General features: G+C 68.1%; 21 protein-coding genes. 18 read left to right on the top strand and 3 right to left on the bottom strand.

Annotated features, from left to right (window positions below; translation table 11 throughout):
• Positions 1-63 precede the first annotated feature (63 nt).
• Positions 64-492, top strand: coding sequence for a BLUF domain-containing protein (locus QMZ25_RS02815; RefSeq protein ID WP_053516741.1), 429 nt, complete (start codon positions 64-66; stop codon positions 490-492).
• Between the two features lie 95 nt (positions 493-587).
• Entirely contained in the window at positions 588-1631 is a 1044-nt protein-coding gene (locus QMZ25_RS02810) for a linear amide C-N hydrolase (RefSeq protein ID WP_229765795.1), read from the top strand.
• On the opposite strand, the gene QMZ25_RS02805 is transcribed toward QMZ25_RS02810, so the two are convergent.
• Positions 1628-2401 (bottom strand): DUF6491 family protein, encoded by a 774-nt coding sequence (locus QMZ25_RS02805; protein WP_053516738.1) that lies wholly within the window; start codon positions 2399-2401, stop codon positions 1628-1630. The two genes, QMZ25_RS02810 and QMZ25_RS02805, sit on opposite strands and share 4 nt — an antisense overlap.
• Before the next feature lie 80 nt (positions 2402-2481).
• Between QMZ25_RS02805 and QMZ25_RS02800 the strand changes: the two genes are divergently transcribed.
• The gene (locus QMZ25_RS02800) at positions 2482-3177 is read left to right on the top strand and encodes an AraC family transcriptional regulator (protein WP_053516737.1); all 696 of its coding nucleotides are present in this window, start codon (positions 2482-2484) and stop codon (positions 3175-3177) included.
• A 126-nt stretch (positions 3178-3303) separates the two neighbouring features.
• On the top strand, positions 3304-4254 hold the full coding sequence (locus QMZ25_RS02795) for a DMT family transporter (protein WP_283219093.1): 951 nt from the start codon (positions 3304-3306) through the stop codon (positions 4252-4254).
• Positions 4255-4263: 9 nt separating this feature from the next.
• On the opposite strand, the gene QMZ25_RS02790 is transcribed toward QMZ25_RS02795, so the two are convergent.
• Positions 4264-4584, bottom strand: a complete 321-nt coding sequence (locus QMZ25_RS02790; RefSeq protein ID WP_180875949.1) for a hypothetical protein — start codon at positions 4582-4584, stop codon at positions 4264-4266.
• Between the two features lie 27 nt (positions 4585-4611).
• Between QMZ25_RS02790 and thrA the strand changes: the two genes are divergently transcribed.
• Genes thrA through thrC form a run of 3 tightly spaced genes read left to right on the top strand, consistent with a single transcriptional unit; the run spans position 4612 to position 9343 of the window.
• Complete coding sequence (gene thrA / locus QMZ25_RS02785; protein WP_283219092.1) at positions 4612-7116, top strand: bifunctional aspartate kinase/homoserine dehydrogenase I; 2505 nt, start codon at positions 4612-4614, stop codon at positions 7114-7116.
• Entirely contained in the window at positions 7113-8027 is a 915-nt protein-coding gene (locus QMZ25_RS02780) for a homoserine kinase (RefSeq protein WP_263178065.1), read from the top strand. Before thrA ends, QMZ25_RS02780 begins: the two co-directional genes overlap by 4 nt.
• Positions 8028-8056: 29 nt before the next feature.
• On the top strand, positions 8057-9343 hold the full coding sequence (gene thrC / locus QMZ25_RS02775; protein ID WP_283219091.1) for a threonine synthase: 1287 nt from the start codon (positions 8057-8059) through the stop codon (positions 9341-9343).
• Between the two features lie 91 nt (positions 9344-9434).
• Here thrC and QMZ25_RS02770 read toward each other — a convergent pair whose 3' ends face one another.
• Complete coding sequence (locus QMZ25_RS02770; RefSeq protein WP_262218450.1) at positions 9435-10187, bottom strand: helix-turn-helix domain-containing protein; 753 nt, start codon at positions 10185-10187, stop codon at positions 9435-9437.
• 138 nt (positions 10188-10325) lie between these two features.
• Between QMZ25_RS02770 and hisS the strand changes: the two genes are divergently transcribed.
• The 11 genes from hisS to QMZ25_RS02715 all read left to right on the top strand — a co-directional run bounded on the left by hisS (position 10326) and on the right by QMZ25_RS02715 (position 21042).
• The gene (hisS, locus tag QMZ25_RS02765) at positions 10326-11723 is read left to right on the top strand and encodes a histidine--tRNA ligase (RefSeq protein WP_053516730.1); all 1398 of its coding nucleotides are present in this window, start codon (positions 10326-10328) and stop codon (positions 11721-11723) included.
• Positions 11724-11893: 170 nt separating this feature from the next.
• Positions 11894-12220 (top strand): YerC/YecD family TrpR-related protein, encoded by a 327-nt coding sequence (locus QMZ25_RS02760; RefSeq protein WP_065182704.1) that lies wholly within the window; start codon positions 11894-11896, stop codon positions 12218-12220.
• A gap of 33 nt (positions 12221-12253) precedes the next feature.
• A complete protein-coding gene (gene hisG / locus QMZ25_RS02755; protein ID WP_053516728.1) occupies positions 12254-13165 on the top strand; it encodes an ATP phosphoribosyltransferase in 912 nt (303 codons plus the stop codon).
• Complete coding sequence (hisD, locus tag QMZ25_RS02750) at positions 13162-14457, top strand: histidinol dehydrogenase (RefSeq protein ID WP_193396316.1); 1296 nt, start codon at positions 13162-13164, stop codon at positions 14455-14457. The genes hisG and hisD overlap by 4 nt, the downstream gene beginning before the upstream one ends.
• Complete coding sequence (hisC, locus tag QMZ25_RS02745) at positions 14454-15548, top strand: histidinol-phosphate transaminase (protein ID WP_283219090.1); 1095 nt, start codon at positions 14454-14456, stop codon at positions 15546-15548. Before hisD ends, hisC begins: the two co-directional genes overlap by 4 nt.
• The gene (gene hisB / locus QMZ25_RS02740; RefSeq protein WP_283219089.1) at positions 15545-16618 is read left to right on the top strand and encodes a bifunctional histidinol-phosphatase/imidazoleglycerol-phosphate dehydratase HisB; all 1074 of its coding nucleotides are present in this window, start codon (positions 15545-15547) and stop codon (positions 16616-16618) included. The genes hisC and hisB overlap by 4 nt, the downstream gene beginning before the upstream one ends.
• Entirely contained in the window at positions 16615-17217 is a 603-nt protein-coding gene (hisH, locus tag QMZ25_RS02735; RefSeq protein WP_053516724.1) for an imidazole glycerol phosphate synthase subunit HisH, read from the top strand. The genes hisB and hisH overlap by 4 nt, the downstream gene beginning before the upstream one ends.
• Complete coding sequence (gene hisA, locus QMZ25_RS02730; protein ID WP_283219088.1) at positions 17214-17948, top strand: 1-(5-phosphoribosyl)-5-[(5-phosphoribosylamino)methylideneamino]imidazole-4-carboxamide isomerase; 735 nt, start codon at positions 17214-17216, stop codon at positions 17946-17948. Before hisH ends, hisA begins: the two co-directional genes overlap by 4 nt.
• Positions 17942-18718 carry an imidazole glycerol phosphate synthase subunit HisF gene (hisF, locus tag QMZ25_RS02725; RefSeq protein WP_283219087.1) on the top strand — a complete coding sequence of 259 codons (777 nt, stop codon included), beginning with the start codon at positions 17942-17944 and terminating at the stop codon, positions 18716-18718. Before hisA ends, hisF begins: the two co-directional genes overlap by 7 nt.
• The gene (gene hisIE / locus QMZ25_RS02720) at positions 18708-19328 is read left to right on the top strand and encodes a bifunctional phosphoribosyl-AMP cyclohydrolase/phosphoribosyl-ATP diphosphatase HisIE (protein ID WP_283219086.1); all 621 of its coding nucleotides are present in this window, start codon (positions 18708-18710) and stop codon (positions 19326-19328) included. The genes hisF and hisIE overlap by 11 nt, the downstream gene beginning before the upstream one ends.
• 124 nt (positions 19329-19452) lie before the next feature.
• Positions 19453-21042 carry a calcineurin-like phosphoesterase family protein gene (locus QMZ25_RS02715; RefSeq protein ID WP_253118761.1) on the top strand — a complete coding sequence of 530 codons (1590 nt, stop codon included), beginning with the start codon at positions 19453-19455 and terminating at the stop codon, positions 21040-21042.
• Positions 21043-21100 lie beyond the last annotated feature (58 nt).

Below are 21100 nucleotides of genomic sequence, written 5' to 3'. Positions count from 1 at the left end.
CGCGCTTATGACGGGCTCATCCGCAACTGCTACCGTGGCTGCACATCTTGCCAGGGAAGCGCTATGCCATTGCGAGCCATCGCCTACGTCAGCCAGGCGCTGCCGGATCTTTCCGCAGATCGCCTGCAGGCGCTGGTGGACGACGCCGCCCGTTTCAACAAGCTGGCTGGCGTGACCGGGGTGCTGCTGCATGATGGCGGGCGCTTCCTGCAGTACATCGAAGGGCCGCCGGATGGTATTGATTCGGTGTATGAGCGCATCCTGCAGGCCGGCAGCCATGTCGACATCGTCGAGCTGGCGCGCAGCAGGCTTGGCCAGCGCCAGTTTCCCTATTGGGCGATGCGTGTCCTGCAGGTGGAGGCGTCCATGCTGCATGGACTCACGGTGGGCGACTGGGCCGGATTCAGCCGTGCGCTGCAGGGCGACCGCGCGGCGCCGACGGCGGTGGACCTGCTCGCCGACATCGTGCAGCCGGCGCTCCACGCCGGCTGAGTCGCGGCAGGGGCGCCGGGCTTCACCGCTGTCTCACCCTGCATGCGCTGAGATTGGACCTCCAGGGCATGGACGGGGGCAACATGGTACGGATGATGAAGCACACAGGGGCCGCGCTGCTGGTGGCGGCCCTGGCAGGCGCTGCAATGCCTGCCTTGGCCTGCACACGTGCGGTCTATCTGGGTGACAACGGCGATGTGATCACGGCGCGGTCGATGGACTGGAAGGTCGATGTGGCGACCAACCTGTACGTGTTGCCGCGCGGAATTGCACGGACCGGCGAGGCCGGGCCGAAGTCGTTGGCATGGACTGCACGGTACGGCAGCGTGGTGGCCACCGGCTACGACGTGTCGACCACCGATGGCATGAACGAGAAGGGGCTGGTCGCCAATCTGCTATGGCTGGTGGAATCGGAGTATCCGCAGCAGCGCGGCAGCAAGCCCGGCCTGGCCATTTCATTGTGGGCGCAGTACGTGCTGGATAATTTTGCGACAGTTGCAGAGGCCGTGGCGGCGCTGCAGCGTGAGCCGTACTCCATCGTCACCGACAAGGTGCCCGGCGAGGACCGGCAGGCGACCCTGCATCTCTCTCTGTCCGATGCCAGCGGCGACAGCGCGATCGTGGAATACATCGGTGGCCGTCAGGTCATCCATCATGATCGCCGCTACCAGGTGATGACGAATTCGCCCATCTTCGAGCATCAGCTTGCGCTCAACAGCTACTGGCAGCAGATCGGCGGCACGGTGATGCTGCCGGGCACCAACCGATCGGCCGACCGTTTTGCACGCGCGTCGTTCTACATCAATGCGATTCCCAAGGCGGAAGACCCCGTGGTGGCACTGGCCAGTGTGTTCAGTGTGATCCGCAATGTCTCGGTGCCGTACGGAATCACCACGCCGGGCGAGCCCAACATCTCATCCACGCGCTGGCGCACCGTGGCCGACCACAAGCGACGCCTGTACTTCTTCGAGTCCGCGATGACGCCGAATACGTTCTGGGTGGACCTCAACAGGATCGACTTCGGTGGCAAGGTGCTCAAGCTGGACCTGGGCAAGGACCAGCGCAACACCTTCTCCGGCGATGCGCTGGAGCATTTCGTTCCCAGCGCACCGTTCACCTTCCTCGGTGTCGGGAGCTAGTTCGACGCCTGGGTCGCGGCCGGGTAGACCGCCTGGATCTGGCAGCTGCCGCGGGTGTACAGCGGCAGCGGCCCCAGGCCGCGCTCGTCGCCGGGCTCGAACTCGGCACTGAGGATGCGATCACCGGGATTGCCGCAGATCAGGCCGTTCTGCAGCCCGGACTGGAAGCTGACCTGAGGCGCGCGGTCCAGCTGGCGGCAACTGCCGCCCAGTTCGACGCGGTAGTAGCGGTGGCCGCCATTGCGGCGTGGATTGGTCTCCACCAGCAGCCCCTGCTGATCGGAGGACCAGGCACGGACGTTGCGGGTTGCAAAACAGTAGGCGGGCGATCCGCCGAAGCTGCGGCGCTGCTCGCGCCGCTCGCTGATGGTCACCGCAGGCAGGGTCGCGGTGCTCAGGCGGTCACTGTCACGGGCGACAGTGGCGTAGTCGCGGTTCTGCACTGGACTGACCGCGCTGACCGCGCAGCTGTGCCCGTCCACGACAACACGTTCGCTGGGGCGGCCGCAGGCCCAGCCTGCCGGCGCTTCCAGCTTCAGGGAGGTGGCGGCACGCACGTTCGGGCAGTCTTCGCTGAAGTCGATCCGGTAGGCCTGGCCGGAAGCGGCACGGACGGCGATCGAGCGCGGCGAGGCCTGCTCCACCTCCTGCACGCCCACGGCGTCGAGGCAGTGCGGTGCCGGCGCCCGGCGTTCCTGCCCGCTGGCGGTGACGGAAAGGGACAGGCCGATGCTCGCGGCCAGAGCCAGGGAAACCTGTCGATATGCCATGACCTGCACTCCTTGCTGGATAGACGGCCCGACTATAGCAGTCAATTGCACCGTCGGTGTCAGGCGCGCAGACTTGCCGAATGGGCGCCATTTTCCACCTCCGGCACTATGGCCAGGCCACCGGCCTGGATCGCCACGACTACGCGCAATGGGTGCTGCCACTGCAGGGCGAGCTGCAGTTCGAGCTGGAAGGGCGGGGCGGCCGGCTGGACCTTCTGCAGGGCGCATTCGTGGCCGCCGGCGAGGCGCATGACCAGATGGCGGAGGGTCCGAACGGTTTCGTGATCGTTGATTGCGGTCCGGATGTTCTGGACGACGACACGCAGGAGCACCTGTGCAGGCAGCGGTGGCTGCATCTGCCGCTGGCCCTGCGCCAGGGGCTGGCCGAGGTGCGGCAGGGGCAGCCGCTGCCGTTGCTGCTGCCTGCCTTGCTGAGGGTGTTTGCACCGGCAGGCAGTGGCGCGCGCATGCAGGGGCTGTGCACGGCAGTACAGGCCGACCCGGGGCAGCCCTGGCCGGTCGCGCGCATGGCGGCATTCGTCGGCGTCAGCGAAAGCCGGCTGCATGCGTTGTTCCAGCGCGAATTCGGCTTGAGTCCGCAGGCCTGGGTCAGTGCCTGCCGCCTGCGCTGGGCCAAGCACCAGCTGCGGACCAGTGCGCTGCCGATCAGCGAGATTGCGCTGGCCGCGGGGTATTCCGAACAGAGCGCATTGACCCGAGCGCTGCGCCGGGAGAGCGGCGTAACCCCTGCGGCCTGGCGGCGGGGCAGCCTCTGATCCATGGCGCTGCGGGAACGCCGCCGAGTGCGTCCGGCTCTGCCGGGACAGCAATAGCCAGGGTCAAGAGAGGTCGTCCGGTGGGCAGCTACACTGCGCGGCCTCTTCTCCCCCGAAGAATCCGCAATGCGCAACAATCCGATGGTCCTGGGCATCGCCAATGGCGTAGCCGCGGGCGCGCTGTGGGGCGTGGTGTTCCTGGCGCCTGCCGTGCTGCACACGTTCAACGCCCTGCAGCTGTCTGCCGGCCGTTATCTGGTCTATGGCCTCATCGCCGTGATCCTGCTGCTGCCGCGCTGGAGGCGGCTGGCGCCGCGGCTGGGGCGCGCAGAATGGTACGGCCTGCTGTGGCTGAGCCTGGCGGGCAACCTGGTGTACTTCCTGCTGCTGGCCACGGCCGTGCAGTGGGCCGGTGGCGCTGCGGCCTCGCTGATCGTCGGCCTGATTCCGGTCGTGGTGACCCTGGTGGGCGTGCGCGAGCAGGGGGCGGTGCCCCTGAAGCAGCTGTTGCCCGCCTTGGCGCTGTGCGTGCTCGGCGTGGCCCTGGTCGGGTGGGAGGCGCTGATGTCCGAACACCTGGCGACGCCCTGGCGGCAGCGCCTGATCGGCCTGCTGTGTGCCTTCGGCGCACTGTTCTCGTGGGCATTGTACTCGATCGGCAACAGCCGCTGGCTGGCGCGGCGCCCGGATCTGTCCAGCCATGACTGGTCGTTGCTGACGGGTGTCACCACCGGCGGACTGTCCCTGCTGCTGGTACCGCTGGCCTTCGCCGGGTCTGCCGGCAGCCACGCGACCGCACAATGGGGTGCATTCTGGGCCATCAGCGCGGGCGTCGCGGTCGTGGCGTCGATCGTGGGCAACGCATTCTGGAACCGTGCCAGCCGTCTGCTGCCGCTGACCCTGACCGGGCAGATGATCGTGTTCGAAACCCTGTTCGCGCTGCTGTACGCATTTGCCTGGCAGCAGCGCTGGCCAACCGTGCTGGAGGCATTGGCGATCGTGTTCCTGGTGGCCGGGGTGATGCTGTGCGCGCACGCCCACCGTGCGCCACGCGCGATCGCCGAACATGCCGGCTGAATGGACATCTCAGAGTCGACGATCGCTGCTTTGTCTCAGTTGCAACCAAATGACGGCACGTTGACAGATGATCGGCGCAGGGAGTTTTTGCGCTGCAGCACTTGACAGCAGCGGGGCGAACAGTGTTTTCTGTCCGCCATGGTCCTTGATGCCGCCACCGCCAGCCTGATTGCACCCGCTACCGCGGGCCGTCCGACTGCACCGGTCGCCATCACCACCATTACCACCACCACCGTCACCACTGCCCTGGTGCGGCCCGTCGTCTTCGTGTAACTCCCGAAAACCACGGCCCCGCACCATCCAGGTGGCGGGGAAACTCGACACCTGCATGCGACGGGGCCTCCTGCCGAGGTCTGCATGTCTTCCCACGTTCTCCCCCCTCCTGTTGCCCCGGCCGAGCTGGCCGCGCCGTCCACGGTCGTGCACAAGTTCGGCGGCACTTCGGTGGCCGACGCCGAGCGCTACCGCCATGTCGGCAGCCTGCTGCGGGCCCGCCCCGAATCGCAGCAGGTCACCGTTGTCTCGGCCATGAAGGGCGTCACCGATGCGTTGATTGAACTGTCCCAGCTGGCGGCGCGGGGAGACGAGGGGTGGCGCGAGGCCTGGCATGCGTTGCGTGCCCGCCATCGTGGGGCCGCGGTGGCCCTGCTCGGCGAACAGGTGGGCGACACCGTGGAGTGGATCGACGCGCGTTTCGAGCAGCTGTCCGAAGTGCTGGCCGCGCTGACCGTGATCGGCGAGCTGCCGCGTGAAGTGCTCGACCGCGTGCAGGGCCTCGGCGAGGTGTTCTCCGCGCAGCTGCTGGGGACGTACCTGCGCGCATGCGGCGAGGACTGCGCCGTCCTTGATGCACGCGACGTGCTCGTGGTCGGCCACGGCGAGCTGGGCGTGGATGTGGACTGGGAAGCCAGTGCCGACCGTCTGGCCAAGTGGCGCCTGCAGCATCCGCAGACGCGCGTGGTCGCCACCGGGTTCGTCGCCCGGGACCGCAACGACCGCATCACCACGCTTGGCCGCAACGGCAGTGACTACTCCGGCGCGATCTTCGCCGCGCTGTTCAATGCCGACGAGCTGCACATCTGGACCGATGTCGATGGTGTGCTGTCGGCCGACCCGCGACTGGTGCCGGAGGCGGTGCAGCTCGAGTCGCTGAGCTACGACGAAGCCTGTGAGCTGGCGTACTTCGGCGCGAAAGTGGTGCACCCGCAGACGATGTCGCCGGCGATCCGGCTGGGGCTGCCGATCTTCATCCGCAACACCTTCCAGCCGACCCATCCGGGTACGCGCATCAGCGCCGAGCGCTCGCCCCGCGGACCGGTGAAGGGGCTCACGCTGAGTCCCGACCTGGCCCTGCTGAATCTCGAGGGGACCGGCCTGATCGGCGTGCCTGGCACCGCCGAGCGCGTATTCGCAGCGTTGCGCCAGGCGCAGGTGTCGGTGGTGATGATCTCGCAGGGTTCTTCGGAGCACTCGATCTGCTGCGTGGTGCGGGCTGCCGAAGCGGGCCGTGGCCGCGGGGCGTTGCTGCAGGCCTTTGCCCATGAACTGTCGGTCGGCCAGGTGCAGCGCGTGCAGGTCCACGAAGGGGTCAGCGTGCTGGCGGCGGTGGGCGATGGCATGGCGGGCCAGCCAGGTGTGGCTGCGCGCCTGTTCGAGGCGCTCGGCCGGGCGCAGGTCAATATCCTGGCGATCGCCCAGGGTTCCTCCGAGCGCAACATCTCGGTGGCCGTGGACAGCGCTGACGCGACGCGCGCGCTGCGCGCCGCCCACGCCGGATTCTGGTTGTCGCCGCAGACGTTCGCGGTGGGCGTGATCGGGCCAGGCAACGTCGGTGCCGCGCTGCTGGATCAGTTGCTGGCGGCGCGCCCGCAGCTGTTGGCCAAGGCCAATGTCGATCTGCGCCTGCGTGCACTGGCATCGCGTTCGCGGATGCGGCTGGAGGCCGATGGTCTGCATGCCGACTGGCGGCAGGCGCTGCAGGCGGGCGGTGAGGCCAGCGATCTCGACCGCTTCACTGAGCACCTGCTGGCCGCGCACCTGCCGCATGCGGTGGTGATCGACTGCAGTGGCAGCAGCGAGGTCGCCGAGCGCTATGCCGATTGGCTGGCCGCGGGCATCCATGTGGTCACCCCGAACAAACAGGCAGGCGCCGGCCCGCTGTCGCGCTACCAGCGGATCCGTGCGGCGGCGGCGGCCAGCGGCGCGCGCTTCCGCTATGAGGCGACGGTGGGCGCCGGCCTGCCGGTGATCACCACGCTGCGCGACCTGGTCGATACCGGCGACGAGGTGCTGGCCATCGAAGGCATTTTCTCCGGCACGCTGGCCTGGCTGTTCAACCGCTTCGACGGCAGCCAGCCGTTCTCCTCGCTGGTGGCGCAGGCGCGTTCGATGGGCTACACCGAGCCGGATCCCCGCGATGACCTGTCGGGCGTGGATGTCGCGCGCAAGCTGGTGATCCTGGCGCGCGAGGCCGGCCACGCACTCAGTCTTGAACAGGTGCAGGTGGAAAGCCTGGTGCCGGCGCTGCTTCGCGAAGGCAGCGTCGAGGACTTCATGGCCCGCCTGGGCGAGTCTGATGCATCACTGCAGCAACGCCTGCAGGACGCGCGCGAGCGCGGCGCAGTGCTGCGCTATGTGGCCAGGCTTGACGCGGACGGCGCGTCGGTGGGTCTGCACGAGCTGCCGGCGGCACACGCGTTCGCCAACCTGCGCCTGACCGACAACGTGGTGCAGTTCCGCACCCGCCGCTACTGTGACAATCCGCTGGTGGTGCAGGGGCCCGGCGCGGGACCGGAGGTCACGGCTGCAGGCGTGTTTGCCGACCTGCTGCGGGTGGCGGCCGGTGAAGGGGCGCGCCTGTGATCGCACGTGCATTCGCGCCGGCATCGGTGGCCAATGTGGCAGTGGGGTTCGACATTCTGGGCCATGCCATCGCCGGTATCGGCGACACGGTCAGCGTGCGCCGCATCGATGAGCCTGCGGTGCGTATCGCGGCGATCCGTGGCAGTGCGGTCGAGCTTCCACTGGAGGCAGCGGGCAACACGGCTGGCGCGGCACTGCTGTCACTGCGCGAAGGCCTGGGCCTGGGCTACGGGTTCGAGCTGGAGATCGACAAGGGCATTCCGTTCGGCTCCGGCATGGGTGGCTCAGCAGCATCCTGCGTCGCGGCACTGGTTGCAGCCAACGCGCTGCTGGATGCGCCGCTGCCACGCGCCGCCCTGTATCCGCACGCGCTCGACGGCGAAGCGGTGGCCAGCGGCGGTCGCCATGGCGACAACGTCGGACCCTTGCTGGCGGGCGGGCTGGCGCTGTGCACCGCCGACAGGGTGGTGTCGGTGCCGGTGCCTGCGTGCTGGCACAGCCTGCTGGTGCATCCGCATGCCGTGCTGGAAACGCGCAGGGCACGGCAGGCGCTGCAGGGCAGTTACGCGCTGCGCGAGTTTGTCGCCCAGAGCGCGAATCTGGCCCTGGTCCTCAGCGGCTGCCATCGCGGCGATGCCACGCTGGTGCGCGCCGGCTTGCGCGATGTGCTGATCGAGCCACGACGTGCCGGCCTGATCGCGGGATTCGAGGCAGCGCGTGACGCCGCGCTGTCGGCGGGCGCAATGGGCGCGGGTATTTCCGGTGCCGGTCCCAGCGTGTTCGCCTGGTTCGAAGATGCGGTGCAGGCGCAGGCTGCCGCAGGGCAGGTTCGGGCGGCATTTGCGGCTGCCGGCTTCGACAGTGACGCGTGGGTCTCGCCGTTGGACGCGGCGGGAGCACGACTGTGCTGACTTCTTTCCTCTCATTGGATACCGATCCCATGCAATTCGTTTCCACCCGCGGCCAGTCGCCGGCCGTCGGCCTGAGTGCCGCCATCGCCGCCGGCCTCGCCCCCGATGGGGGGCTGTATGTGCCCAGCGCCTTGCCTGCGCCGCATCATGTGCAGCAGGGCGAGACCGTCGCCGAAACCGCCGCCGATCTGCTGGCACCCTTCTTCGACGGCGACGCGCTGCAGGAGGCGCTGCCTTCGATCTGCCGTGAGGCGTTAGATTTTCCGGTGCCGTTGCGTCCGCTTGGCGGTGGCGACTACGTCCTCGAGCTGTTCCATGGTCCCACTGCGGCCTTCAAGGACATCGGCGCACGTTTCCTGGCAGGCGCGCTGTCGAGGCTGCAGGCGGGCAAGGGACGCGACCTGACGATCGTCGTTGCCACGTCCGGTGATACCGGTGCCGCCGTGGCGGCGGCCTTCCATCGCCAACCGGGCGTGCGCGTGGTGGTGCTGTATCCGGATGGCCGGGTATCGCCGCGCCAGGCGCACCAGCTCGGCTGCTTCGGCGACAACATCCAGGCGCTGCGCGTGGCGGGTTCGTTCGACGACTGCCAGGCCATGGTCAAGCAGGCGCTGGCCGATCGGGCGTTGCAGGCGGACGTGCCGCTGAGTTCGGCCAACAGCATCAGCCTGGGGCGTCTTCTGCCACAGATGAGCTACTACGCGCATGCGGCACTCGTCCATCATGGGCAGCATCGGCGCCGGCTCAATCTGGTGGTGCCGACCGGCAACCTGGGCAACGCGATGGCTGCGGTGCTCGCACGCACGCTGGGGGTTCCCATCGGCCAGATCGTGCTGGCCACCAATGCCAATGATGTGCTGCCGAAGTACTTCGAGGGCGGCGCGTATCAGCCGCAGGCCAGTGTCGCCACGGTCGCCAATGCGATGGATGTGGGCGCGCCGAGCAACTTCGAGCGCCTGCGGTGGCTGTACGACGGCGACGATGCCGAACTGCGCGCAGCCCTCCGTGCTTTCGCGGTGGATGATGTGACCATCCGCGCCACCATCGCCAGTGCGCACGCCAGCGGGGGCGAGCTGTTCTGCCCGCATACCGCGACGGCAGTGAAGGTGCTGAAGGACCTCCGCGCGGGCGGGGCGAAGGGCGACTGGGCGGTGGTGGCAACCGCGCACCCGGCCAAGTTCGAGGCGGTGGTGGAGCCATTGATCGGCGAAGCAGTGCCGGTGCCTCCGGCGCTGGCGGCGCTGCTGCAGCGTCCCGCGCATGCGGAACCGCTGGCTGCCGACTATGCGGCGCTGCGCGAGGTGCTGCTGCGTTGACCCACAGGCGCCGGACACGGCGCGGCGTCGTCTGAAGCAAGGGGCAGGGTGGGGCGCCCGGTACCACCGGGCGCAGGTCGTGGCGCGACGCTCAAGCCTGGACGTCGCCCGCCAGCTGGCGCAGCCCGTCCTCGTCGAGGATCTCCACGACGTTCAGATGCGGCAGCGCGATCAGCGCCTGCTGACGCAGCTTGGTGAAGGTGCGGCTGACTGTCTCCATGGTCAGGCCGAGGTGGTCGGCGATGTCGCCGCGCCCCATCGGCAGCGAGACGCGCAGGCCGTCGCCGCCCAGTCGCGCCTCGCGCGCGGCCAGGCGCAGCAGGAAGTCAGCCAGCTTTTCCGCAGGCTGCAGCCGCGCCAGGGCGAGGGCCGCATCCTGCGCAGCGTCCAGCTCCTGGCAGGCGCGTTGCAGCAGCTTGCGCTCCAGGTGCGGATAACGCCCGCGCAGCGCCTTCATCTGCGGCAGCGCGACGCGGCAGACCCGGCTGTCAGCGATCGCCTCGATGTCGTAGCGGTGATGGTCGCTGCCGCTCAGGCCCAGGTAGTCGCCCGGCAGCACGAAGCCATTGATCTGGCGGCGGCCGTCGGCCAGCGTCCGCACCAGGCGCAGTGCGCCGGCGGTCAATGTATAGACATGCTGGCGCTCTTCGCCGGTGCGGGCGAGGGTGCTGCCCATCGTCACCGCCTGCGAGACGGTCACCTGTTCAAGTGCCTGCACTTCATCAGGAGACAGCGCCGAACACACCGCCAGGTGGCGGACCGAGCAGTGCAGGCAGTCCAGCGTGGAGCAGGACTGCCCGGCGGTGTCGTTGTTGGCGGACGGGGCGCCGGAAGGCCGGGACATGGTGCGTGGGCGTATCGCGGGCGGGGAGGGCCTTATGATACTTCAAGCGGCTGTTCGACCCTGCGTCAGGCGGCCGCGCGCTCCAGGGCGCTAGAATGTCGCCCCCTCCCACGTCCCGTTCCAGCAGGAGTTGCTCCCGTGATCAAGCCCCGTACCCCGCCCGGCACCCTTGAGCTGCTGCCGCGCGAGCAGATTGCGTTCCAGCGCATGCTGGACGTCATCCGCCGCAACTACGAGCGCTTCGGGTTCCTGCCGGTGGAGACGCCGGTGTTCGAGCTGTCCGATGTGCTGCTGACCAAGTCCGGTGGCGAGACCGAGCGCCAGGTGTACTTCGTGCAGTCCACCGGTGCGCTGGCCAATGCCGCCGAGTCGGGTGACCGCTCGCTTCCGGAAATGGCCCTGCGCTTCGATCTGACCGTGCCGCTGGCGCGTTATGTGGCTGAGCATGAGCACGAACTGACGTTCCCGTTCCGGCGCTACCAGATGCAGCGGGTGTACCGTGGTGAGCGTGCCCAGCGCGGCCGTTTCCGCGAGTTCTACCAGTGCGACATCGACGTGATCGGCAAGGACAGCCTGAGCGTGCGGTACGACGCCGAAGTGCTGGCGGTGATCCACGCGGTGTTCTCGGAGCTGCGCATCGGAGACTTCAGCATCCAGTTGAACAACCGCAAGCTGATGCGTGGCTTCTTCGAAAGCCTGGGCGTGGCCGAGGGCGAGCGCCAGCTGGCGGTGCTGCGTGAAGTGGACAAGCTGGACAAGCGGGGCGCCGACTACGTGCGCGAGACGCTGGTGGGCGACGGGTTCGGCATTCCGGCCGGACAGGTCGAGAAGATCCTGGCATTCGTGGCCGTGCGTTCGCAGGGGCATGCCGATGCGCTGGCCCAGCTTTCGGCGCTGGAGGACGCTGCGGGGTCCTCGGAAACGCTGCGTGCCGGCGTGGCAGAGCTGCGCGAAGTGCTGCAGCTGGTGCAGGCGCTGGGTGTGCCGGAGAGTGCCTACTGCCTCAACTTCTCCATCGCCCGTGGCCTGGATTACTACACCGGCACCGTCTATGAGACCACGCTGACCGACCACCCGCAGATCGGTTCGATCTGCTCCGGCGGCCGCTATGAAGACCTGGCCAGCCACTACAGCAAGTCGAAGCTGCCCGGCGTCGGCATTTCGATCGGCCTGTCGCGCCTGTTCTGGCAGCTGCGTGAGGCGGGCCTGATCGACGGAATCGAGGCCAGCAGCGTGCAGGCGCTGGTGGCGCTGATGGACGAGCAGGGCATGGCGCAGTCACTGGATATCGCCCGCCGCCTGCGGGCCGGTGGCATCAACACCGAAGTGCAGATGGAGCCGAAGAAGATCGGCAAGCAGTTCCAGTACGCGGCCAAGGCGGGCATCCGCTTCGTGGCGCTCGCCGGCGAGGACGAACTGGCGCGGGGGGTGGTGGCGGTGAAGGATCTGCTCCGCGAGCAGCAGTTCGAGGTATCCCGCGAGGAGCTGGCCAGCACCCTGCAGGTGGAACTGGAACAGTCGAAGGTGATGGTGTGAACTGACATTGCCGTGCCGCCGCTCTCCTGATGGGGCGGCGCTGACCTGGAAGACGCCCGCCTCTGGCGGGCGTTTTTCGTTTCCGGAACCTGAATGCTCGGGTGGAGGCGATGGGGTGGTTTGACGCACTGCGCAAGAATGCGCTAATGTACTAGCGCGCTATTACATTGATGCAAGAGATCCGCCCCGTGAAAGCCCGCCCCGACATCGCCGCCAAAGACCCCCAGGCCGATCTGGAAGCCCTGGCCCAGGCGTTCGCGGCCCTGCGTGAGCCGGAGCAGGTCATGGCTTTCCTGCGTGACCTGTGTACTCCGGCCGAACTGGAGGCCATGGCCGACCGCTGGAAAGTGGTGCCGCTCCTGCAGCAGGGGGTGCCGTACCGCGAGATCCACGAACGCACCGGGGTCAGCGTGACCACCACCGGGCGGGTGGCGCGCTCGCTCGAGCATGGCCATCGAGGCTATGCCGCTGCCATCGACCGTCTGGCCTCGCGCTGATCCGCGCCCCGTACCGAACTTCGAGACCTTCCCATGAGTGCAACCCAGGCAGCCCCGGCACGAGACCGGCTGCGTATCGCCATCCAGAAGAGCGGGCGGCTTGCCGAGCCCGCCCGCAACCTGCTCAGTGCCTGCGGCCTGAGCTGGCGCGAAAGCCGTGACAAGCTGTTCTGCTACGGAGAATCGTTGCCGGTGGACCTGCTGCTGGTGCGCGACGACGACATTCCTGGCCTGATTGCCGACGGTGTCTGCGACCTGGGCATCGTCGGTCGCAACGAACTGGACGAGCAGGCCGCCGCGCGTCGCCAGATCGGCCTGCCGGATGCCTATCAGGCCCTGCGGGGGCTGGGTTTCGGCCAGTGCCGGCTGATGCTGGCGGTGCCGGAGGACTGGCAATGGCAGGGGCCGGCGCAGCTGGCCGGCATGCGGATCGCCACCAGCTATCCCGCCATCCTCAAGGCATGGCTGGTTGAGCAGGGCGTGGACGCGCAGGTGGTGGAGCTGTCCGGTTCGGTTGAGATCGCCCCACGGCTGGGCACGGCCGACCTGATCTGCGATCTGGTGTCGAGTGGTGCCACCCTGCGTGCCAACCAGCTTGTGCCGGTGCACAACCTGCTGGACAGCGAGGCGGTGCTGGCCGGTGCGGTGCGCGTGCCCGATGACGCTCGAGCGGGCCTGCGCGCCATGCTGCTGCGCCGTCTCGATGGCGTGGTACAGAAGCAGGACCGCAAGCTGCTGATGTTCCGCGCCAGCGAAGACCGTGTTGATGCCCTGGCCCAGCTGCTGGCCGATGCCGGGCCGCTGGAGCGCCTGCCGGCTGACGGCGGCACGCTGCGGCTGCAGACCATGTGCCCCGGACCACTGAGCTGGCAGCGCATGGAAGAGCTTGAGCGTGCGGGCGCGCAGGGCCTGATGGTGTTGAGCGTGGAGCGGTCGCTGGCATGAATCGTCTGATCTGGTCGCAACTTGATGAGGCTGCGCGCAGCGCGGCACTGACCCGCCCGGTGCAGGCCGTGGCCCAGCAGACGCGCGATGCGGTCGCGACCCTGATCGCGCAGGTGCGCGCGCAGGGCGACGAGGCGCTGCGTGTGATCACCGCACGCTTTGACGGTGTGCAACTGCCGTCTTTTGAAGTGTCTGACGCCGAATTCGCGACTGCCGAAGCGGCGGTGCCAGGCGATCTGCGCCAGGCCATGGTGGAAGCGGCCGGGCGCATCGCGCGCTTCCACAGCGCAGGCATGGGCCAGGGCTATGCGGTGGAGACCGCGCCGGGCGTGGTCTGTGAACGCATGCTGCGGCCGATCGGCCGGGTCGGCCTGTATGTGCCGGCCGGCAGCGCACCGTTGCCGTCCACGGCGTTGATGCTGGGCGTGCCGGCGCAGCTGGCCGGGTGCCCGCAGGTGGTGCTGTGCACACCCCCGCGCGCCGACGGCAGCGCCGATCCGGCGGTGCTGGTGGCTGCCCGGCTGACCGGCGTGCAACGCGTTTTCAAGCTGGGCGGCGCGCAGGCGATCGCTGCGATGGCCTATGGCACCGCCAGCGTTCCGGCCTGCGACAAACTGTTCGGGCCCGGCAACAGCTTCGTCACCGAAGCCAAGCAGCAGGTCGCGCAGAACGGTGCAGCGGCGATCGACATGCCTGCAGGGCCCTCGGAAGTTCTGGTGATTGCCGATGCCGGTGCCAATCCGGCGTTTGTGGCTGCCGATCTGCTGTCGCAGGCCGAACACGGCCCCGATTCGCAGGTGCTGCTGCTGACCGATGATGCCGCGATGCTGGCCGCGGTCGAGTCCGAAGTGGAACGCCAGGTCGCGCTGCTGCCGCGGCAGGATATCGCCCGCCAGGCGCTTTCGGCGTCGCGCCTGATCCTGGTCGACACGCTGGCCGATGCCTTCGCGATCAGCAACCGCTACGCCCCTGAGCACCTTATCCTGGCCCTGCGCGAACCACGCGGCTGGCTTGATCGGGTGCAGGCCGCAGGCTCGGTGTTCCTGGGTGATTACACCCCCGAGGCATTGGGCGACTACTGCAGTGGTACCAACCATGTGCTGCCCACCGCAGGCGCCGCACGTGCGTACAGTGGTGTCAGCGTGGCCAGCTTCCAGAACTTCATCAGCGTGCAGAGTGCCAGCGCCGCCGGGTTGGCGGCGATCGGCGGCTGCGCGCGCACCCTTGCCAGCGCCGAAGGGCTGGACGCGCACGAGCGCGCCGTTGCCCTGCGCATGGAGGTGGCTGCATGAATGCCGGGATCGACGAGGTACTGGCGCTGGTGCGCGCCGACCTGCAGGCCTTTGCAGGTTACAGCTCGGCGCGCAGTGCGGCAGTGCAGGGCGATGTCTGGCTGAACGCCAACGAATCGGCCTGGGCCAACCCCGCGGACGCCGAGGGCCGCAGCCGGCGCTATCCAGAGCCCCAGCCACAGGCGTTGCGCGATGGACTGGCTTCGCTGTACGGCGTGCAGCCGCAACAGGTGCTGGTTGGGCGTGGCAGCGATGAAGCCATCGACCTGCTGGTGCGTGCGCTGTGCGTGCCGGGGCGCGATGGTGTGCTGGTCACACCGCCGGTGTTCGGTATGTATGCAGTCTGTGCACGGCTGCAGGGCGCGCCTCTGATCGAGGTGCCTCTGGTCGATGCCGCCGACGGCCTGCGCGCTGACCTGGATGCGGTGATCGAATCGGCCAGAGCGCGCAATGCGAAGCTGGTGTTTCTGTGTGCGCCCTCCAACCCGGCCGGCAGCGATATCGCCCTGGCCGACATCGAGCGTGTGGCCGAAGCCTTGCGCGGTCGGGCGCTGGTCGTGGTCGATGAAGCCTATGTCGAGTACGCGCAGCGTCCTTCGGCGACCTCCCTGCTTGCCACGCACGCCAATGTGGCAGTGCTGCGTACGCTTTCAAAGGCCCATGCGCTGGCGGCCGCACGGATCGGAACGTTGATCGCCGCAGCGGAACTGATCGCGGTGCTGCGTCGCTGCCAGGCACCGTATCCGGTGCCGACGCCGTGCGCGGAACTGGCGGTGCAGGCGCTGCAGCCGGGAGCGCTGGCACGCACACGCGAGCGCGTGGCCACCGTGATCACCGAACGCGAGCGCCTGCGTACTGCGCTGCAGGGCCTGCCTGGCGTACGCCAGGTCCATGCGTCCGCAGGCAACTACCTGCTGGTGCGCTTTGCCGATGCCCAGGGCGCGTTCGATGCGTTGCTGGCGGCCGGCGTGGTGGTGCGCGACCAGCGTGCAGCCCCGCAGCTGGACGATGCGCTGCGGATCAGCATCGGCAGCCCCGAAGAGAATGACCGCGTGCTTGCGGCCCTGTCGGCCCGGAGGGCCGTTGCATGACCCCGATCCTGTTCATCGACCGCGACGGCACCCTCATCGAGGAACCTTCCGACTTCCAGATCGACGCCTATGAGAAGCTGCGCTTCGTGCCGCAGGTGATTCCGGCACTGCTGAAGCTGCGTGATGCCGGCTACCAGTTCGTCATCGTCACCAACCAGGATGGCCTCGGCAGCGAGGGCTATCCGCGCGCCAGCTTCGACGGACCGAACGATCTGATGTTGCAGATCTTCGAAAGCCAGGGCATCGTGTTTCGTGACGTGCTGATCGACTGCAGCTGGCCGCAGGACAATGCCCCGACCCGCAAGCCCGGCATCGGCCTGATGACGGCCTACCTGCAGGACCGCAGCATCGACTGGGCACGCTCGGCGATGGTCGGCGACCGCATCACCGACCTGCAGTTCGCCGACAACCTCAACATCCGTGGCTTCCAGTTGCGCACGGAGCAGTTCGGCGGTGACTGGGACTGGCCGGGCATCGCCCACGCACTGGCCGATGCACCGCGCACGGCCGTGGTCCAGCGCAACACGAAGGAAACGAAGATCCGCGTCGAGCTGGATCTGGATCGCGCCGGTGACGCCAACATCCGCACCGGGTTGCCGTTCTTCGACCACATGCTGGAACAGATCGGCAAGCACGGTGGTTTTGCGCTGGACATCCGCGCCGAGGGCGACCTGCACATCGACGAGCATCACACCATCGAGGACACAGGGCTGGCGCTGGGCCAGGCGCTGCGCGAAGCCTTGGGTGACAAGCGCGGCATCGGCCGCTACGGGTTCACCCTGCCGATGGACGAGACCCTGGCCAGCGCAGCGCTGGACTTCAGTGGCCGGCCCTATTTCGTCTTCGAGGGCGAGTTCAAGCGTGAGCGCGTTGGCGACATGCCGACCGAACTGGTGCCGCATTTCTTCCGTTCGCTGTGCGATGCAAGTGGACTGAATCTCAATCTGCAGGTGCGCGGTGACAATGACCACCACAAGGTGGAGGCCTGTTTCAAGGCGCTGGCCCGCGCGCTGCGCCCGGCACTGGCGCGCCAGGGCACGGCGCTGCCCTCGACCAAGGGGGCCCTGTGAGCGAAGTCGCGCTGATCGATGCCGGCGGCGCCAATCTGGGTTCCGTACGCTATGCGCTGGAACGGCTGGGTGCCAGTGTCCGGCTGGTGCGCGACGCAGAGGGGCTGGCGGGCGCACGGCGGGTGATCCTGCCCGGCGTCGGTGCGGCAGGGCCGGGCATGCAGCGCCTGCACGCGCAGGGACTGGTGGAGCCGTTGCGACGGATCGAGGTGCCGTTGATGGGCATCTGCCTGGGCATGCAGCTGCTGTTCGAGCGCTCGGAAGAAGCCGGCGTGGAAGCGCTCGGCCTGATTCCCGGGGTGGTGCGCAAGCTGGTACCGGCGTGCGGCATCCGCGTGCCGCACATGGGCTGGAACCGCCTGCTGCCACTGCGGTCCTCGCTGCTGCTGCGCGATGTGCCTGATCGCGCAAGCGCTTACTTTGTGCACAGCTACGCAGCGCCGTTGAACAGCCATACGGTGGCCGCCTGCGATCACGGCGGCCTGTTCACTGCCGTGGTGGAGCAGGGGCGCTACTTCGGTGCGCAGTTCCATCCCGAACGCTCCGGCGATACCGGATCGCTGATGTTGCGCAACTTCCTCGAGGGCACCGCTGCATGAGTTTCACCGTCTACCCCGCACTGGATATCCGCGAAGGCCGTGTGGTGCGGCTGCGGCAGGGCGATTACGCGCAGGAAACGCACTACGGCGACGATCCCCTGCCGCGCGCGCAGGCATTCGCCGCGCAGGGCGCGCGTTGGATGCATCTGGTCGATCTGGACGCAGCCCGTGCCGGTTGCTACACGCTGGCCCCGCTGCTGGCGGCGGTTCGCACGCAGACGACGTTGCAGGTGCAGACCGGCGGCGGTGTGCGTGGGCGTGATGATGTGGCGCGCATTCTCGATGCGGGCGCGAGCCGGGTGGTGGTAGGGTCGCTGGCAGTGCGCAGGCCCGATGAAGTGGTCGGCTGGCTGCAGGCGTTCGGTGCCGATCACATCACCATCGCGCTGGATGCACGCCGGGACCCTCAGGGCCAATGGCAGCTGCCGGTGCATGGCTGGACCGAGAACGCGGGCGTGACCCTGGATGACCTTGCGCTGCGGTATGCACGGGCGGGCATGCGCCACCTGTTGTGTACCGATATCGCCCGCGACGGCATGCTGGCCGGGCCGAACATCGGCCTGTACCAGCACCTGGTGTCGCTGCTGCCGGGCGTGCAGGTGCAGGCCTCCGGTGGCATCCGCGATGTGGCCGACGTGGCCGATGCGCGTGCTGCCGGCTGTGGCGGTGCCATCCTTGGCAAGGCGCTGCTGGAACAGCGCATGGACCTGGCGGAGGCGCTGGCATGCTGAGTCGCCGCATCATTCCCTGCCTGGACGTGCGCGAAGGACGGGTGGTCAAGGGGGTGCGCTTCCGTGACCACGTGGACATGGGGGATATCGCCGAGCTGGCGCAGCGTTACCGCGGCCAGGGGGCCGATGAGCTGGTGTTCTACGACATCGGCGCCAGCCCCGAGGCGCGTTCGGTCGATGTGGCCTGGGTCGAGCGCATCGCACGGCTGATCGATATCCCGTTCTGCGTAGCCGGTGGCATCGACAGCGTGGAAACCGCACGTCGGGTGCTGTTTGCCGGTGCCGACAAGATCTCGATCAATTCGCCGGCACTGGGCCGTCCCGCACTGATCGACGAGCTGTCTGCCGAGTTCGGCGTGCAGTGCGTGGTGGTCGGCGTCGACTCGGTGCGCGAGGCCGATGGCGAATGGCGGGTGCGCCGCTTCAGCGGCGACCCGGACAAGACCCGAGCGGTACCCATACGGACGCTGGATTGGATCGTCGAGGCACAGCGCCGCGGCGCAGGCGAGATCGTGCTGAACTGCATGGACAGCGATGGGGTGCGCCGCGGCTACGATGTGGCCCAGCTGCAGCAGGCGCGTGCGTTGTGCCAGGTGCCGCTGATCGCGTCCGGCGGTGCGGGCACGATGGAGCATTTCGCCGAGGCCTTCGACCGCGCCGACGTGGATGGTGCGCTGGCCGCCAGCGTGTTCCACAGCGGCGCCATTGCCATTGCAGACCTGAAGCGCTACCTGCGCGAACAGCAGATCGAGGTACGGGATGTCTATTGAGGTGCGACCGTCGCTGGAGGCCCTGCAGGGGCTGGACTGGAGCAAGGGGGACGGCCTGCTGCCCGCGGTGGTGCAGGACGCCGATACCCTGCAGGTGCTGATGCTGGGTTACGTCAGCGCGGAGTCGCTGGCCGCGACGCTTGCCGTCGGGCACATGACCTTCTACAGCCGCAGCAGGCAGCGCCTGTGGACCAAGGGCGAGCAGTCCGGCAACGTGCTGGCGGTGCAGTCCATCAGCGTGGACTGCGATGCCGATACGCTGCTGGTGCTGGCCCGCCCGGCAGGACCGACCTGCCACACCGGTGCGGAGAGCTGCTTCGACCAGGCGCCGAAGGATTTCCTGGGCGGGCTGGGGCAACTGGTGGCCATGCGTGAAGCACAGCGTCCACCCGGCAGTTACACCACCCGCCTGTTCGAGGACGGCATCCGCCGTATCGCGCAGAAGGTGGGCGAGGAGGGCGTGGAAACCGCTCTGGCCGCGGTCGCACAGGATGACGCGGCGCTGCTGGGCGAGGCTTCGGACCTGCTGTACCACCTGCTGGTGCTGCTGCGCGCACGCGGCCTGTCGCTTGACGACGCGCGCCAGGTGCTGGAAACGCGCCATCGTTGATGGCTGCATGTGGCCCGCGGTCCGCACGCGCTTTCGGCGCCGACGCCGGCCCGGCTGCATCCGCGCGGCAGACAGCCATGGCTCCGCTCTACAATAGGCAGTCCTCTTCTTTGCCGGATTGCCCATGAAATCGCCCGCTGCGTGGCTGTGCTGCCTGTTGCTGACCTCGCCGGCCTGGGCTGCGGATGCGGTTGTCAGCGGCAAGGTCTACCTGGAACGCGACGGCAGGCCCGGCCGTGGTGCGACCGACCCGGGCCTGGCCGGGGTGCAGGTGTCCAACGGCGAGCGCATCGTGAAGACCGCAGCCGATGGCAGCTACAGCCTGCCCGTGCGCGAGGGCCAGACGGTGTTCGTGATCAAGCCGGATGCGTACGCGTTCCCGAAGGCGAGCGACGGGCTGCCGTCGTTCTGGCGTCATTTCCAGCCCAACGGCTCGCCTGCACTGAAGTACGGTGGCATCGCCGCAACCGGCGATGCCACCCGCAACTGGGACTTCGCGCTGCAGACGGATCGTCATGACAACCGGCGTGGTTTCCAGATGCTGGTGTTCACTGATTCACAGACCGCAAGCCTCAAGGACATCGGCTACTACCAGCAGTCCATCGTGGCGCCGCTGGTCGGCCAGACCCGGGCGCGGCTTGGCACGACGCTCGGCGATATCGTCAATGATGACCTGACGCTGTATCCGGCCATCAACAAGGTCACCACGCAGCTGGGCGTGCCGTGGTTCCATGTGCCGGGCAACCACGATCTCGATTTCGATGCCGCCGTCGACGAGCATTCGCTGGACAGCTGGCGCAACGTCTACGGCCCGGACACGTACGCCGTGGAGGAGGGCGGTGCCAGCTTCGTGTTCCTCGATGATGTGGTGTACGACCCGAAGGCGAGGCCGAGCTACGTCGGTGGCCTGCGCGAGGATCAGTTCGCGTTCCTTGCCGCCTACCTCAAGGGTCTGCATCGCGACCGCCTGCTGGTGCTGGGCATGCACATTCCGCTGTTCGATGCAGCGCCGGGTCGTGAGAGCTTCCGGCACGCCGACCGGCAGCGCCTGTTCGACCTGCTCAAGGACTTCCGCAACGTGCTGGTCCTGAGCGGCCACAGCCACACCCAGCAGCATGTCTACCATGGCAAGGCCGAGGGCTGGCACGGCGAAAAACCGCTGCACGAGTACAACGTCGGTGCCAACTGCGGCGCGTTCTGGTCCGGTGTGAAGGATGCTGCCGGTGTGCCGGACAGCACCATGAGCGACGGCACGCCAAAGGGCTACGCGTTGCTGGATGTGGCTGGCAACGGCAGCTATCGCCTGCAGTATCGTGTGGCCGGCGCGCCAGCCAGCGAACAGATCGGCCTGCATGCGCCGAAGGTGCTGCGCCAGGGCGCGTATCCGGCGTGGGGCGTTTACGCCAACGTGTACATGGGTGAGGACGCGAGCGTGGTCGAGTACCGCGTGGACGGTGGGGCATGGCAGCCGATGAAGCAGGTCCGCCAGCCCGACCCGCGGCTGCTGGTGGAGAATGCGGCGGACGACCTGTCCAGCGTGCTGCGCGGTTACGATCGCTCGCCGGAGGCCACCGCTTCGCCGCATCTGTGGCGCGGCGCGCTGCCCACCCACCTGGCCGTGGGCGACCACAGGATCGACGTGCGTTCGACCCAGCCGGATGGTGCGGTATTCACCGCCACCACCCGTTATAGTCTGCAGACCGCAGAGCCCTGATCTGCAGGTGCCGCCGCGCGCTGCGTCCGGGCTGCCGCGACCCGGGCGCTGCGGACAA

Source organism: Stenotrophomonas sp. RS-48, assembly GCF_030053245.1.
In the GTDB taxonomy this organism is placed as follows: Bacteria; Pseudomonadota; Gammaproteobacteria; order Xanthomonadales; family Xanthomonadaceae; genus Stenotrophomonas; species Stenotrophomonas maltophilia_P.
Note: the sequence above shows the minus strand (reverse complement) of the source record. Positions and strands in the feature narration are given on the sequence as shown.

Coding starts and splice junctions, on each gene's coding strand:
- QMZ25_RS02815 (WP_053516741.1), top strand. CDS start 64: ATGCCATTGCGAGCCATCGCCTACGTCAGCCAGGCGCTGCCGGATCTT.
- QMZ25_RS02810 (WP_229765795.1), top strand. CDS start 588: ATGAAGCACACAGGGGCCGCGCTGCTGGTGGCGGCCCTGGCAGGCGCT.
- QMZ25_RS02805 (WP_053516738.1), bottom strand. CDS start 2,401: ATGGCATATCGACAGGTTTCCCTGGCTCTGGCCGCGAGCATCGGCCTG.
- QMZ25_RS02800 (WP_053516737.1), top strand. CDS start 2,482: ATGGGCGCCATTTTCCACCTCCGGCACTATGGCCAGGCCACCGGCCTG.
- QMZ25_RS02795 (WP_283219093.1), top strand. CDS start 3,304: ATGCGCAACAATCCGATGGTCCTGGGCATCGCCAATGGCGTAGCCGCG.
- QMZ25_RS02790 (WP_180875949.1), bottom strand. CDS start 4,584: ATGCAGGTGTCGAGTTTCCCCGCCACCTGGATGGTGCGGGGCCGTGGT.
- thrA (WP_283219092.1), top strand. CDS start 4,612: ATGTCTTCCCACGTTCTCCCCCCTCCTGTTGCCCCGGCCGAGCTGGCC.
- thrC (WP_283219091.1), top strand. CDS start 8,057: ATGCAATTCGTTTCCACCCGCGGCCAGTCGCCGGCCGTCGGCCTGAGT.
- QMZ25_RS02770 (WP_262218450.1), bottom strand. CDS start 10,187: ATGTCCCGGCCTTCCGGCGCCCCGTCCGCCAACAACGACACCGCCGGG.
- QMZ25_RS02760 (WP_065182704.1), top strand. CDS start 11,894: ATGCAAGAGATCCGCCCCGTGAAAGCCCGCCCCGACATCGCCGCCAAA.
- hisG (WP_053516728.1), top strand. CDS start 12,254: ATGAGTGCAACCCAGGCAGCCCCGGCACGAGACCGGCTGCGTATCGCC.
- hisD (WP_193396316.1), top strand. CDS start 13,162: ATGAATCGTCTGATCTGGTCGCAACTTGATGAGGCTGCGCGCAGCGCG.
- hisC (WP_283219090.1), top strand. CDS start 14,454: ATGAATGCCGGGATCGACGAGGTACTGGCGCTGGTGCGCGCCGACCTG.
- hisB (WP_283219089.1), top strand. CDS start 15,545: ATGACCCCGATCCTGTTCATCGACCGCGACGGCACCCTCATCGAGGAA.
- hisA (WP_283219088.1), top strand. CDS start 17,214: ATGAGTTTCACCGTCTACCCCGCACTGGATATCCGCGAAGGCCGTGTG.
- hisF (WP_283219087.1), top strand. CDS start 17,942: ATGCTGAGTCGCCGCATCATTCCCTGCCTGGACGTGCGCGAAGGACGG.
- hisIE (WP_283219086.1), top strand. CDS start 18,708: ATGTCTATTGAGGTGCGACCGTCGCTGGAGGCCCTGCAGGGGCTGGAC.
- QMZ25_RS02715 (WP_253118761.1), top strand. CDS start 19,453: ATGAAATCGCCCGCTGCGTGGCTGTGCTGCCTGTTGCTGACCTCGCCG.